Source organism: Bacillota bacterium (assembly GCA_013178305.1).
Taxonomy (GTDB): domain Bacteria; phylum Bacillota; class Sulfobacillia; order JABLXB01; family JABLXB01; genus JABLXB01.
In genome coordinates, this window is sequence record JABLXB010000007.1 from 117,445 (window position 1) to 131,878 (window position 14,434).

General features: G+C 63.7%; 12 protein-coding genes. 9 read left to right on the forward strand and 3 right to left on the reverse strand.

The genetic code is table 11. From position 1 onward, the window contains the following. The first annotated feature begins 279 nt into the window (after positions 1-279). Positions 280-2,928 (forward strand): cation-translocating P-type ATPase, encoded by a 2,649-nt coding sequence (locus HPY55_13195; protein ID NPV71574.1) that lies wholly within the window; start codon positions 280-282, stop codon positions 2,926-2,928. Between the two features lie 51 nt (positions 2,929-2,979). On the opposite strand, the gene HPY55_13200 is transcribed toward HPY55_13195, so the two are convergent. Beyond that, positions 2,980-3,621, reverse strand: coding sequence for a hypothetical protein (locus tag HPY55_13200; protein ID NPV71575.1), 642 nt, complete (start codon positions 3,619-3,621; stop codon positions 2,980-2,982). 130 nt (positions 3,622-3,751) lie between these two features. Here HPY55_13200 and HPY55_13205 point away from each other — a divergent pair, with 130 nt between their 5' ends. Further along, a complete protein-coding gene (locus tag HPY55_13205; protein NPV71576.1) occupies positions 3,752-4,654 on the forward strand; it encodes a polysaccharide deacetylase family protein in 903 nt (300 codons plus the stop codon). Positions 4,655-4,707: 53 nt separating this feature from the next. On the opposite strand, the gene HPY55_13210 is transcribed toward HPY55_13205, so the two are convergent. Beyond that, the gene (locus HPY55_13210) at positions 4,708-6,918 is read right to left on the reverse strand and encodes a penicillin-binding protein 1A (protein NPV71577.1); all 2,211 of its coding nucleotides are present in this window, start codon (positions 6,916-6,918) and stop codon (positions 4,708-4,710) included. A 215-nt stretch (positions 6,919-7,133) separates the two neighbouring features. On the opposite strand from HPY55_13210, the gene HPY55_13215 reads away from it, so the two are divergent. Together HPY55_13215 and yunB are read left to right on the forward strand one after the other, a co-directional pair. Further along, the gene (locus tag HPY55_13215; protein NPV71578.1) at positions 7,134-8,402 is read left to right on the forward strand and encodes a tyrosine--tRNA ligase; all 1,269 of its coding nucleotides are present in this window, start codon (positions 7,134-7,136) and stop codon (positions 8,400-8,402) included. 78 nt (positions 8,403-8,480) lie between these two features. Next, entirely contained in the window at positions 8,481-9,113 is a 633-nt protein-coding gene (gene yunB, locus HPY55_13220) for a sporulation protein YunB (protein ID NPV71579.1), read from the forward strand. A 309-nt stretch (positions 9,114-9,422) separates the two neighbouring features. On the opposite strand, the gene HPY55_13225 is transcribed toward yunB, so the two are convergent. Beyond that, the gene (locus HPY55_13225) at positions 9,423-10,658 is read right to left on the reverse strand and encodes an IS110 family transposase (protein NPV71580.1); all 1,236 of its coding nucleotides are present in this window, start codon (positions 10,656-10,658) and stop codon (positions 9,423-9,425) included. Between the two features lie 347 nt (positions 10,659-11,005). On the opposite strand from HPY55_13225, the gene nadE reads away from it, so the two are divergent. The 5 genes from nadE to ruvA all read left to right on the forward strand — a co-directional run bounded on the left by nadE (position 11,006) and on the right by ruvA (position 14,401). After that, positions 11,006-11,731, forward strand: a complete 726-nt coding sequence (nadE, locus tag HPY55_13230) for an NAD(+) synthase (protein NPV71581.1) — start codon at positions 11,006-11,008, stop codon at positions 11,729-11,731. A gap of 27 nt (positions 11,732-11,758) precedes the next feature. Further along, a complete protein-coding gene (locus tag HPY55_13235) occupies positions 11,759-12,520 on the forward strand; it encodes a YebC/PmpR family DNA-binding transcriptional regulator (GenBank protein NPV71582.1) in 762 nt (253 codons plus the stop codon). Positions 12,521-12,695: 175 nt separating this feature from the next. Further along, on the forward strand, positions 12,696-13,232 hold the full coding sequence (locus HPY55_13240) for a hypothetical protein (GenBank protein ID NPV71583.1): 537 nt from the start codon (positions 12,696-12,698) through the stop codon (positions 13,230-13,232). 54 nt (positions 13,233-13,286) lie between these two features. After that, positions 13,287-13,802 carry a crossover junction endodeoxyribonuclease RuvC gene (gene ruvC, locus HPY55_13245; protein NPV71584.1) on the forward strand — a complete coding sequence of 172 codons (516 nt, stop codon included), beginning with the start codon at positions 13,287-13,289 and terminating at the stop codon, positions 13,800-13,802. After that, positions 13,799-14,401: a Holliday junction branch migration protein RuvA gene (ruvA, locus tag HPY55_13250; GenBank protein NPV71585.1), complete on the forward strand. Its 603-nt coding sequence runs from the start codon at positions 13,799-13,801 to the stop codon at positions 14,399-14,401. The genes ruvC and ruvA overlap by 4 nt, the downstream gene beginning before the upstream one ends. The last annotated feature ends 33 nt before the right edge of the window (positions 14,402-14,434 follow it).

Sequence of the window (14,434 nt, forward strand, 5' to 3'; positions counted from 1 at the left end):
CGGCCAGACCTGGTTCTGCGAGGCTGAACCTCGTTTACCGGGAGTGGTGACAGTGAAGGCGCCCTGGGGGTCAGGTCCAAGAGATCGAAGGCCGCGGAAGGGGCTTTGCCCGCCGGTCATCCTTGCGACGAGTGGGAGGATCTCAGACGGTAGAATAACGGGACCCGCCAGCCAATACGAATTATCTCGGTCGCCCACCCGCGTTCCACAGGTCCGGGTTAAACGTGGTATGGGTCGCCTCCGCATACGCCGCCTCACGAAAGGAGAAACCGGTGCCCCGTGAACACGTCGACGGCGCCGCTACAGGCCGGTCTTTCCGGGGCCGGTGGTCTGACGGATCGCGAAGCCCGCAGGCGGCTCGAGAGATTCGGGCCGAATGAGATCGAGAAGCCCCCCGGCCCGGGTATCCCGCGGATGTTCCTGGAGCAGGTCGGGGACATCCTGGTGCTGTTCCTCATAGGTGCCACCCTGGTGTCCGTCCTGGCGGGCGAATTGCTCGATGCCTCCGTTATCCTGGCAATTGTCGCGGTGAACTCCGTGATAGGCGTAGTTCAGCAGTACCAGGCGCAGCGGGCGCTGGAAGCCCTTGACGAACTGGCCGCGCCGACCGCCAGGGTCAGAAGGCGGGGCGGGTGGAGGGTGATCCCGTCGAGGGAGCTGGTGCCCGGCGACATCGTCGCCGTCGAGGCCGGAGACAGGGTCCCTGCTGACATGGATGCAATCGAGTCCGCCAACCTCAGGGTCGACGAGTCAATTCTGACGGGCGAATCCGTACCGGTCGAGAAGGACGCCCGCGCGGGAAATCACCACCTGTTCGCGGGGACCACTGTAGCGTACGGCAGGGCCACCGGGGTCGTGACGGCGACGGGTATGCGGACCCGCGTGGGCCGCCTGGCGCGGACCATCGCGCGCTCGCCCAACGAGGACCCGCCGCTGAAGAAGAAGTTGAACGCCGTGGGGGAGGCCCTGGCCGCGGCGTGCCTGTTGCTCGTGGGGGCGACACTTGCCGCCGGCCTGCTCAGGAGGGAGCCCCTGCTCGAGATGTTCCTGACGTCGGTGAGCCTGGGTGTGGCCGCCGTACCAGAAGGTCTGCCCGCGGTGGTGACGGTCGTGCTCGCCCTCGGGACGCGGCGAATGAGCGCCAGGAACGCGATCGTCCGCAACCTGGCGTCGGTGGAAACGCTGGGGTCGGTGACAGTTATCTGCTCCGACAAAACCGGGACGCTCACCATGAACGAGATGAGCGTCACCGAGATGTTTTGTGGTGGAGAGCGGTTCGCGGTAAGCGGGAGCGGGTATGCTCCCGAAGGGCAATTCCAGCCCCTGGGCCGGCACAGCGGCGACGCCCCAACCCCCGCCCACGAACCCCTGCGCACGATGCTATTGGGAGGGCTTCTCTGTAGCGACGCTCTCCTCCAGAAGGAGAAAAGAGGATGGAGAGTCATCGGCGACCCCACGGAGGGTGCCCTGGTGGTCGCGGCGGCCAAGGCCGGTCTGCGTCGCGCCGAATGCGAGAGCGTGTATCGGCGGGTCTTCGAGATCCCTTTCGACTCCACCCGCAAGATGATGACCACGATTCACAGGACGCCGGAAATGCAGAACGGGGCCCCGCGCTACGTCTCCTTCACCAAGGGTTCCCCGGACGTGGTGCTCGGCAGGTGTACGAGCGTGATGCTCCAGGACTCGCGAGTCAGGATCGACCCCGTCATCCGCCGGCAACTGGAATCCACGGTCAGGTCGATGGCATCCCGGGCGCTCCGGGTTCTGGCGCTCGCCACCAGGGAATGGGACGGCGAGGGCTGGAGGTCCGGGGCAGTCGAGGACGGCCTGATGCTCGTCGGCTACTTCGGAATGATAGACCCGCCGCGGCCCGAGGCTGGCCCCGCTGTGGCGAAATGCAGGGCCGCGGGCATTACTCCCGTCATGATCACCGGTGACCTGGTGCCGACGGCGATGGCGGTGGCGAGATCGATCGGCATCTGCGCCGAGGGAGAGAAGGCCGTTCTCGGTTCCGACGTGGGCCGTTTGAGCGACACCGCCCTCCTCAAGGTAGCCAGGGACGCCAGGGTCTACGCCGAGGTTTCCCCCGAACACAAGTCGCGGATCGTCCAGGCGCTCAAGCAGGACGGGCACATCGTCGCCATGACGGGGGACGGGGTCAACGACGCTCCCGCGCTGAAGTGGGCCGATATCGGGATCGCAATGGGGGTCAAGGGGACAGACGTCGCCCGAGAGGCCTCGGACATGGTCCTTACCGACGACAACTTCGCGACCATCGTCACGGCGATCGAGGAGGGCCGCACGATATACGCCAACGTCCGCAAGTGCATCCGGTACCTCCTGTCGTGCAACTCAGGGGAACTGATTACCGTGGTCGGCGCGGTGTTAGCCGGGATGGGGAGGCCCCTCGTCGCCGCCCAGATCCTGTGGGTAAACCTCGTGACCGACGCCGCTCCGGCGATTGCGCTGGGTATGGAAAAGCCCGAGCAGGACACCCTCAACGCGCGGCCGCCTGATCCCGGCCAGGGCATATTCACCCTGGGCATGGTTGTGAGGCTGCTGGCGGAGGGTCTGTGGATAGGCGCCCTGAGCCTCGGCACATATGCGTTTGACCTGTACAGCGGGGGTTCAATCGCGCACGCCAGGTCAATGTGCTTCGGCGTGCTGGTGTTCATGCAGCTGTTCCACGCCAACAACTGCCGGTCGGAGCGCCGGTCCGTATTCGAATCAGGCCCGTTCAGTAGCATTCCAATGGTCCTGGCGCTGGCGGTTTCCGCCCTCGCCCAGCTGTTCGTGATGGCGGGCCCGCTTGCCCCCGTGTTCGGGGTCGAGCAACTGGCTGCCGCGGAGTGGCTATTCGTGGCAGTTGTATCCGCGACGATAGTGCCCGTGTCGGAGACGATCAAGACGGTGGTCCCGGTGGAGTGACGCTCGCGACGGCGCCCCCGCTCCAGGCCGGCGTGTCACTCAGCGTGTCGCTCAGATGAACAGCTCGAAGATTCCGGTCGTCAGCAATAGTACCCCGGCCAGGGGACCGGCGGCGTCGCGGAGCCAAACCGAGGCGAACCTGCGGCCCAGGTACATCCCGAGGGATAGCGTAAGCATGCTGAACACGACGAGTGTCGCCGCCAGCACGATGGGGTTGGTCCCGGCCAGGCCGGCCGCCAGGCCGGTCGGCAGGTTGTTGAGTGTCAGCGCCAGGCCGAGCAGGGCGCCTTCTTTGCGGGTGAGGACCCCGGACACCGACATGGCGCCGATGACGGGGTTTTCGAGGACGCAGATGAGCCTGTTCATGGGCTCAATCTTCTCCACGTGGAGCAACCTGACGGGCCCCAGGGTGTCGCCGTCCTGAAGCCACCGGGCGGCCTCCTGCAAGACGATCCACGCGCCGACGAGCATGATGGCGACCGAGCCCAGCGCGTGCGCGAACGACGGCCTCACGAGGGCAAACACGACCCTGCCCGACAGCAGTGAAAGGAGCGTGCCGGAGGCGGTGATCACCGCGATGAACAGGTTGGAACTGAACGGGACGCGGATCTGTCTGGAACCGTAGGCGATGCCAACCACGATATTGTCAAGGTTACATGCGGCGGCCAAGAGTAGCAGACTGGCAGGGTTCAACAGGCTCTCCTCCCGGAGTCACGTCACCCTGCATCGTATGTAGCGGCGCGGATAGCGGTCACTCCCGCGAGGAAAACCGTGGCGAGGGGCGAAATGTGATTCTGTTGGGTGGGGGGTGCTCCATAAGTCGATGTGTAAGGAGATTCGAGCGTTTCAACGGAAACCGGCCGCGTTCGCCGCGCGCGTGCGCGCCGCCCGAGTTTTCATCCTACTCCTGGCGCTTCCGGCAATGATTCCGGCGGTCGCGCCGGGTGTCGCCGTAGCCGCCCCGCAACCTGCCGCCTCGCTCTCCGGAAGGCCGCAGGGTCTCCACCGGCCGGTGCGCGTCCCTGTACTGATGTACCATGAGTTCGGCGATTCAACCCACGACCTCTTCTTGAAGAAGGAGCAATTCAAGGCGCAAATCCAGTATCTCAAGGCCAGCGGTTACCATGCGGTGGCGTTAGGCGACCTCTACGCCGCGCTGAAAGGCAAGGCCGCTCTGCCTCAGAAGCCCGTTGTGCTCACCTTTGACGACGGGTACCTCAGCCACTATGAGTTCGTGTACCCCGTCATGAAAGAGAACGGGATGAGGGGGGTTTTCTTCGTAATGCCCGGCTTCGTGGGCAAGGACGGATACGCGTCGTGGGAGCAGCTCGCTGAGATGGCCGCGGGCGGGATGGAGATAGAAAGCCACTCGTTCTCCCATCCCGACATGAGGCTCGTCGCCGCTGGCCCGCGCCTGACGCTGGAAACGCTGGGCGCGAGGGAGGAGATCGAGCGCAGGCTTTCGAGGGAGGTGCGCTTCTTCTGCTATCCGGCCGGCCGCTACGACAGGAAGACCGTCCGGGCCCTGCAGCGCGCGGGGTATCTCGCCGCGTTTACCACGGCCAACCGGTGGCTCGAGGGGTCCCAGGGGCTGTTCGCACTGCCGCGGCTCCGCATGCGGCGGTCCGACACCCTCGAATCTTTCGCTGAGAGACTGAAACCGCCCGCCGCGGCGAGCGCCACGGCGAGCGGCGGTTCTGTCTTCCACAGGCTGCGCCAGGACTGAGGCGGGCACACACCGGTCGCAGTTTCGACCAGGCATTGCAGCCGCCATCATCCCTATTGCCACACCGGGTTGTGCAGCGCACAGATCTTCTGCGGTACTTCCTGTTCCGCGTCCGCGGGCTTGCGGCCGTCCTCGAGCGCCAGGTACGGCTCCACCCGCCGGATGAAGGACTTCGTCACCCTGTTGGGGCAGAATGGCCCCGCGAGCTCGGCCGGATTATCCGCGCACACCTCGACCAGTACGTGGATGTCGCAGATGTCGGGGGGCTCCGTGCCCTTGATGAACACCTCGGACCTCAACGTTTCCGCGGGGCACGCCGGCGACGGAAGCTTGCCCGACTTCGTACAGATGGTCGCCTGGACGATGTCCTTCGGCACCGGGAAGTCCTTGGACGGTATCGTCCTGTGGGCCTCCACCATGAGATCTTTCCAGATGGCGGCCGGGTACGTGCCACCCGTCACCTTCCATTTCTCCATGGTCTTGTCCTTGTCGAAGCCCATCCACACGACGCCCACGAGGTCCGGCGTGTATCCGCAGAACCAGGCGTCTTTCCAGTCGCTCGTCGTGCCCGTCTTACCGGCGGCGGGCCGGCCGATGTTGGCCCTCGTGCCAGTACCCCAGGGCACGCCGATCGTGCCTTTCAACATGTCAGTCATGAGCCAGGCTGTCTGGGGTTTCAGCACGCGCGTTCCCTTCGGCCTGTGCTCCTCGAGCACGTTCCCGTTCCTGTCAACGACCTTGAGAATGGAGATGGGCTCCTGCTTCATCCCACCGCTGGCGAACACACCGAACGCCACCGTCATGTCGAGGGGCGTCACCCCATCCGTCACGCCGCCGAGGCCCGCCGACAGGTTCAGATCGTTCTTGCCCTGCCGCATCACCCTGACCAGGGTGGTTATCCCCAGGTTCTCCGCGTAGTCGGCGCCCGTCTTGACGCCTATCCTGTCCAGCACCTTGACGGCCACGACGTTTCGCGAGCGCTCCAGCGCCTCGCGCAGCGTCATCAGGCCGAGAAACTTGCGGTCGTAGTTCTCCGGGATCCAGTCCTCGCCGCTGGTCTGCGGCCACTTGACGGGGGCGTCGTCGATGACGCTCGCCGGCGTGAACGCCCCCCTGTCTATCGCGGCGGTGTACACCATTATGGGTTTGAACGCCGAGCCAGGCTGGCGCTTCGACTGAACCGCCCGGTTGTGCTGCAGCCACCTGTCGTGCTTCCGTCCACCGACTATCGCCTTGATGTAACCGGTTTTCGGGTCCATCACTATCGCCGCGGCCTCGGGGTACTCGCCTTCCTGCTTTATGGGGAAGACGGGGTCGAGCACCTTGGCGATCGCCTTTTCGGCTGCCTTCTGGATGTTGGGGTCGACCGTCGTGTAGACCTGGAGCCCGGATTCGTACACCATCTCGGGAGTGTATCTCGAGAGTAGCTGCTGGAGTACGTAGTCGGCGAAGAAACCGCCGGTCTCGACGACGTTCTTCTTCAATGGCTTGAATATGAGCGGCTGCGCGGCGGCCTTGTCGGCCTCCTCCTGCGAGATGAAGCCATGCTTTGCCATCGCCTGCAGTACCGTGGCCTGGCGCGCTCGCGATGCCTGCGGCTTGGTATACGGGTCATAGTTGGACGGTGACTGTACCATTCCGGCGAGCAATGCCGCCTCCGCCACCGTCAGGTCCTCCACGTTCTTGCCGAAATACAGCTGCGAAGCCGCCTGGATTCCGTACGTTCCGTTTCCGAATAGTATCTGATTCAGGTACATCCCCAGGATCTCGTCCTTGGTATACCTTCGCTCGAGCTCGATGGACAGGAAGGCCTCCTGGATCTTCCGGTCGAGACTCCGGATCGGCGTGAGGAACGCGTTCTTCACGAGCTGCTGCGTTATCGTGCTCCCACCCTGCAACTGCTTGCCGGTGAGGGTGTTGATGGCCGCCCGGGTGAAGCCCCTGATGTCGATACCGTGGTGATCGTAGAAGTTGGCGTCCTCGATCGCAATGAACGCCTGCCGGACGTGCTCGGGGACCCGTTTTATGCTGATAGGGATGCGGTTCTCCTCAGCGTGAAGCGGCGCGAACACCTTGCCGTTCGCGTCGTAAATGAACGACGTGGCGCTGGGCCTGGGCTCGAGCCGGCTTATGGCAGGCAGGTCTTTCAGCACTCTGGAAACGTGAACGAACCCCGCCGTGCCGGCCACGATCACCACGAACAGCATCACGGTGAGGAATACTCTCAGGGCGCTGACTCTCTTCCTCGGGGTCTTCTTCGCCATCGGTCCTCTCCCACGGTCAAGTTCGTTAGGTATTATATCATAGTTGTTCGAGCGCACCGTCGCGATTAAAGGCGCATGCCGGAGGCCGGACTCCGGCCGGCGGGGTTTGCCGGCGAGAAGCCCTACTCCTCCGACGATGCCGGTCCGGCGGGTGTTCCGTTTGTCCGGCCCGCGCCGCGCGTGCTATAATCATTTGGAATCGACACAGGCGGGGGATGACACGATTGGACGACAGGACCGCAACCAACGCCAGAGCACACCGCTGGCTGCCGGTGGACGAGCAGATGGACGCCATCCGGAGGGGCGCGGCTGAGATAGTCTCCGAGAAGGAACTCGAGGAAAAGCTCGCGCGGTCGATCAAGGAGAACAGGCCGCTGAAGATAAAGTACGGCGCCGACCCGAGCGCGCCCGACATACACCTCGGCCACACCGTGTGCATCAGGAAGCTCAAGCAATTCCAGGACCTCGGCCACGAGGTGATATTCCTCATCGGCGATTTCACTGGCCGGATAGGTGACCCGTCGGGGAAATCCGAAACCAGGAAACAGCTGAGCGAGGAAGAGGTGCTCGCGAACGCGCGCACATACGAAAGCCAGATGTTCAAGATCCTCGATCCCGCCGTGACACGCATCGAGTTCAACTCGAGATGGCACGGGAAGATGAGCTTTGCCGATGTTATCCGCCTCGGTGCGAAGTACACCGTCGCCCGCATGCTCGAACGGGACGATTTTCACAAGAGGTTCAAGGAAGAGAAACCGATCGGTGTCCACGAGCTCCTCTACCCGCTGGCTCAGGCGTACGATTCCGTGGCGCTGGAAGCGGACGTGGAACTGGGCGGGACCGACCAGACGTTCAACCTCCTCGTGGGGCGGGACATCCAGCGCGAATACGGGTTGGAACCGCAGGTTATCCTCACCATGCCGCTGCTCGTGGGGCTCGACGGGGTCCAGAAGATGTCCAAGAGTCTGGGCAATTACATCGGCATCAATGAGCCCGCTCCCGAGATGTACGGGAAGACCATGTCGATCCCGGATGAACTCATCGTGCCCTACCTCGAACTCGTCACTGAGACGCCGATCGCCGAGGTCCGGCGGATCGACGCAGGACTGCGAGACGGCAGCGTTCACCCGCGCGACGCCAAGATGCGCCTTGGGCGCGAGATAGTCGCGCTTTACCACGGACCCGAGGCGGCTGTCGAGGCGGAGTCCAACTTCGTCAGGGTGTTCCAGCAGAAGATGCGGCCCGACGAGATCGAGGAGGTCGTGGTGCCCGCGTCCGAGATTTCGTGTGGGACCATATCCGCGGCGAGGCTGGTATTCCTCGCGGGGCTCGCACCCTCGGCGAGCGAGGCGAGGAGGCTCGTGCAGCAGGGCGGGGTCTACGCGGGTGACGAGCGCGTGGCGGAGGGTGCGGTGATCCCCGCCATCGACGGCACTGTGCTGAAAGTCGGGAAGAGGCGTTTCGCGCGCGTGGTATTCAGGTAAAGCGGCACGCCGTCGTTTCAACCCTCGGGCTGCGCTCATATAATTCAACTGAAGAACGAGAAGCGGGGGCTGGTACCGGTGATTCGCTTCCGGAGGCGCCGACGCGCCGCCCCCGCTTTGACTTTCCCGCTGGTGGTGGCGGTCATTTTCGCGCTCGCGGCGTGGCAATTCGAGAGGTCGATAGAACCGACCCTCATCGCCATGGCCGAGACCAAGGCTACCGTCGTGGCGACCGACCTGATTAACCAGGTGATCACCCAGTGTATCGTCGACGAGGTCAAGACCGAGCAGCTCGTGTCGATCGAGAAGAACCAGGCGGGAGATATCGCCCTCATCAGGATAAACACCATGGCGATCAACTGGATCGAGACTACCGTCCTCCAATCGGTGCAGGCGGCGATCAAGGGGCTGTCCGACGAGGTGCTCGAGATCCCGCTCGGACAGGTCCTCGGGAGCCGCGTGTTCGCCGCCTCCGGCCCGAGGATCAAGGTTCGCATACTGCCGATGGGCAGGGTGTTCACCCAGGTCTCCGACAGGTTCGAGTCTGCCGGCATCAACCAGGTTAAACACTGCACCTACCTTAACGCCGAAGTCCACCTGAGGATAATGGCCCCGCTGTCATCCTCGACCGTGGTCGTCAAGACCACGAACCCACTTACCGCGCTGATCCTCCCGGGGAAGGTTCCTGTCACCCATGTTCAGATCCAGTAGCGCCGCCGGCGTGCGCAGCGCCCGTCCCCGGGGCTGCGTTGCGGGCGCCTCGCCGCCCCGAATCGGGTGTAGCGCGGACCCGAAGAAGGAAACGCTTGTGTCGTGATGAATCTTCCCGCGGTAAAGTTCAATCCCTCGCGTGGATTGGCCTTTGTACCGAGAGACCCGCGGTGAAATGTCAATGGCAGAAAATGGGTGATCATTAGGGATTGCATAAGCAGTGGTGGGACGATGGGCAATAAGATAGCGTCCCGGAACTGGCAGAATCTGGTTCCAGGTAGAAGAAGACGATTTGTACCTTGACAACCCCTAAGAGGAGCGGAGCCTCCTTTCGCGGTAAACTTGGCCTTTGCTTAGCAAGGCAAAGACCAGGCGGACCAGTTTTCGCGCTGTCAGGACGAGGGCCCGCTTGTGGTGGTGATGGCTGGCCTCGTTGTACTTGCGCTGGTAGAAGGCAGCGAACTCCGGTTCCTGCACTCTGACGGAGTTAGCGGCTTGGACCAGGTAGTAACGGAGGTAGAAGTTGCCCGAGCGGGTCAGGGGCAGGTCCTGGGCGGCGAACTTACTGGACTGGTGGTTGCGCCATGTAAGGCCGGCGAACTTGGCAAGGGCATCGTCATCTGGAAAGCGGTGGACGTCGCCGACTTCGGCGATCGTGCCCGCGGTGTAGACGGGGCCTATACCTGGGACGGTGTCGAGGGTCTGTGGTATAGCCTGAAGGTCCCGGGCGATGACGATGTTGAGTTTACACTCCTGGGCTTCGAGGAAGCGAACGGTCTCCAGGGACATGGCCAGGGCGGTATCCACCGCGTCGCGCATCTTGGGATGGAGGCGATAGGCTCTCTGGCTGATGTTCTTGAGGATCTGGGCCATATGGTCGACATCCTTGAGGCGGTTGTTGCCGTTTTGGGCGATGAGATATACGAGTTCCGGCAAGGGGCGCTGGACGATCTCGTCAGGCGTGAGGTTTTCGAGGACAGCCTGGGAGGCCTTACCGAAGACGTTGGAGAAGGGGCAGCCCTTGGCATAGGTAGAGAACTTGAGGAAGATGAGGCTGAGGGCGCGGTTCTTCTCGTTGGTCAAGGTGTGGACGAGGTGGTAGCGATAGCGGGTAAGGCGCTGCAAAGGCGCGAAGCGGAGGTCCGGTGGTGGACTGGGCTTTACGCGCCCGAAACGGAGACAGTCTGCGATTACCCTGGCGTCGATTTTATCGGTTTTGGCCATGTCGGGATAGAGTCGCTTGAAGCCGTCGATGACCTTGGGGTTTATGACGGTGACGGTTGCTTCGATGGCCTTGAGGCCCGGGTCATCGTAGAGAGCCTGGTGTAGATGCCACCAGTAGAGGTTCGTGGCCTCCATGCCGATGCTGGCGGTGTCCGAGCCGGTGGCCCGAACGAGGTCGAGGGTTTTCTCGACGAGGCGTTCGGTTCCCGGGAGGTCGTTGGAGACGGTGAAACGGGCGAGGTCGTCGCCGGCGGGATCCATGACGCAGACGACGTTATCTTCGGAGCCGAGGTCGATCCCGACGAAGAGCGTTCTGGACAGGGGGTTCACCTCCTTTCGGGGGTTGTGTTGAGAACAGGTTTTGGGGTGCCCTCGGGCGCCCGGAGTAACGGCAACCTTGCCCATGAGCGCTCATCCTGGTGGGACAGTGCAGGGGCCCCTTGCTAAAGGGGGCGTCCCCGCCGGGAGGCGCAACCCGCGCGTAAGATGCGCGCTCCGGGCCCGGGGAGCAGTCTCTCGAAAGCCTTCTGGTGGCAGAGTGACTCAGAACTGCCCCACACCGGTTCTACCGGGATTGTCCCAGAGGGCACCCCAAATCGCAAACCAGATTCTGCTAATACAGAGCAAGAGAAGAGTCTCATACTCAAAGGATACAAGGAGTGAACGGAATGGACGTCGAGGATCTCTGTGACTTCCTGACCGGTTGGATAGCGGCTCAGGTGAATGGCGCGGGGTCCGCCGGCACGGTGGTCGGTGTAAGCGGGGGCGTGGATTCCGCTACGGTCCTCGCGTTGTGCAAGAGGGCGGTGGGCCCGAAAGTACTGGGCCTGGTCATGCCGTGCCACAGCCACAAAGAAGACATCGACGACGCCATGCTCGTCCTCGACCATTTCGGGGTTGAACGGAAGGTTGTCGTGCTGGACGACGCGTTCGACGAGCTGATGAGGGCGGTCGGCGAAAGCGGGTCGGAAAAACGAGACCTGTGCGTCGCTAACGTCAGGCCGAGGCTGCGCATGGCCACCCTGTACTACCACGCTAACAAGCTCAATTACCTGGTCGTAGGCACGGGCAACCGCAGCGAGCTCGAGGTGGGGTACTTCACCAAGTACGGCGACGGCGGCGTCGACATCCTCCCGCTCGGTGGGCTGGTCAAGAGCCAGGTCCGGGATCTGGCCGCTCATCTCGGGGTGCCCGCAAGGATCATCGAGAAGCCGCCGACGGCTGGGCTCTGGCCCGGCCAGACGGACGAGGGTGAAATGGGTCTCACTTACAGGGACATTGACACCTACCTTCTCACGGGGAAGGGAGACCCCGAAACGGTGGCGCGCATTCGCCTGATGCAGCAGCGCAGCGCCCACAAGCGGAACCCGCTGCCGGTCCCCGGCGACCGGTGATGGCTTGCGCAGTCTGGAGGGATTGACGTGTCCGGTCACTCGAAATGGGCCAACATCAAGCACAAGAAGGCCAAGACAGACGCCCAGAAAGGCAGGATGTTCTCAAAGGTCACGAAGGAGATCATCATGGCGGCGAGGCACGGGGGCGGTAACCCCGACGCCAACATCCGCCTTAAGACCGCCATCATCAAGGCCAGGGAGGTCAACCTCCCGATGGAGAACATCAGCCGCGCAATCAAGCGCGGCACCGGCGAGCTTGAAGGGGTCCAGTACGAGGAGCTCGTGTACGAGGGCTACGGTCCAGGCGGCGTGGCGATGATGGTCGAAGTCACCACGGATAACCGCAACCGTGCGGCGAGTGACATCAGGTACCTGTTTTCCAAGCACGGCGGTAACCTGGGGGAGTCCGGATCCGTTTCCTGGATGTTCAAGAAGGTAGGGTACATCACTGTAGACCGCGCAGACTGCCGCCTCTCGGAGGACGACCTCATGCTGGCGGCGCTCGACGCGGGCGCCACGGACTTCAAGGCCGAGGAAGACATGTTCGAGGTGTTCACGGAGCCGGACCCCGGCGCAGTCGACTCGGTGAAGGAGGCCTTGAAGAGGCACGGCGTCAAGGTCGCGGTCGCCGAGATCACGATGGCCCCGTCGTCGACGGTGACTCTTACCGGAGAGGAGGCGGCCAGGATGCTCCGGCTCGTGGACGCCCTCGAGGACCAGGACGACGTCCAGAAGGTACACGCGAACTTCGATATCCCGCAGAGTGAAATGGAGGAATACACCGACTGAACGCGGCCGGCCTGTGCACCGGCCGTTAAGCCGTTAGCCGGCCACCCGGCGCCCGCCGGGCGGGCCGGCTTTCGATTTGCCCCGCCCCGGCTCCGTATGAAATGCCTTCCAGCGGCGCACATTACTGGGAACAGCCCATGCGGCAACGGCCCATGGGGTACAGGGGTGGTGAAACGTGTCTCCGGTGGCGGGAAGGCGCCTTTTCGTTGCGGCTGTCTGCGTCGCGTTGGGGTGCTCGCTTCTTGCCGGATACCGGTGGTCCGCCAGGCGTGGCGCGCGGCCGGAACCCGAACTCGCCGTCCAGGTAACCGAGCAACTCGCCGTGACGAGCGTTATTATGAAAGCGCGATACAGGGGCTGCGGGCACACCGTGAGCGGCCCCCATCGTCCCGTTTCCGGCCGCCAGGTATCGGAGATCTTGAACGACCACCCGGGGGCCACACTGACGTTGCTTCCCGGGGGTATAGCCGAGGTCATGATCGAGACCGACGGCCTGTGCCCCGAGGACGCCCCATACCGCTTGCTGACCGTGAAAGACGGCTACGTGGTGGTCTATTACGGTCGCAGCGCTCACGCCGCGAACCTCAAGGAGGTGCGGCGTGACCTGCCCGTGGGGCGGCTGCACACCGGCGATCTCAGGAGGCTCGAGAGGGGCGAGGTGGTGCTCGGCGACACCGCCGTCTCCCGCCTACTGGAGGGCCTGCTCGACTGAAGGAATCCCTTCCTGACCTGTCGAAAAACACCAGGCAGGCTGGAGGGGTTTTCTTTGATCGTACTCGGAATCGATCCCGGCACCGCGATAACGGGATACGGCGTGGTCCGGTCGGGACGCGACCGGATCGAAGCCCTGGATTTCGGCTGTCTCCTGACGACTGCGGGGCGGCCGGCCAGGGAAAGGCTCAAGGCCATCCACGACGGCGTGCTCCGGCTCATCGAGACGCATTCGCCGGACGCGATCGCCGTCGAGAAGCTGTTCTTTTGCAGGAACATCACGACAGCTATGGCGGTCGGCGAGGCCAGGGGAGCGGTTCTCGTCGCGGCGGCATCCTGCAGCGCCGTGGTGTGCGAGTTCACCCCGATGCAGGTCAAGCAGGCCGTCACCGGCTACGGCAAAGCCGACAAGCAGCAGGTGCAGGCCATGGTCCGGACCCTCCTCGGCCTGAGGGAGACGCCCAGCCCTGACGACGTCGCGGACGCGCTGGCGTCCGCAATAGCTGGAGTCCACATTATGGAGACCGCTGCCAGGATGGGCGCCGGCGCTTCCGTGGTGGTGAGGGCATGATAAGGTTCCTCAAGGGGGTCATAGAGGAGAAGGGCCCCGACTACGTCGTGCTGGACGTCGGCGGCGTCGGGTTCACCTGCTTCGTCGCCCCGTCGACCCTGTCCGCGTTGCCCCCGCAGGGGTCGGAAGCGCGGATCTTCACCCACCTCCACGTGCGCGAGGACGCTCTCTCATTGTACGGCTTTTCGTCGGTGGAGGAACTCCGCCTGTTCGATATCCTGCTCAGCGTCTCGGGGGTCGGGCCGAAGGTCGGCCTCACTATAATCGCGAGCATATCCCCACCCGATTTCTACAAGGCGGTGCTGTTCGAGGACGAGGAGGCGCTCATGCTCATCCCCGGCATCGGCCGCAAGACCGCCCAGAGACTGATACTCGAACTCAAGGACAGGATCGGCGTCAGGAAGAGAGAAGGTCCGAGGCCGAGGGGCGCCCCGCTCAGGCAAGATCCGGTCGGCCAGGCGGAGGAGGCGCTGATCGCGCTCGGCTACAGCAGGGCCGAGGCGTCCGAGGCGGTCCGCCTTGCCAGCGAGGAGGTGAAGGGCGACCCCGGCGTCGAGGAACTGATACACAGGGGTCTGAAGAATCTCGCCAGGGTCTAGCCTGAGACGTCAAGCGGGGAGAACGCAGGGAGG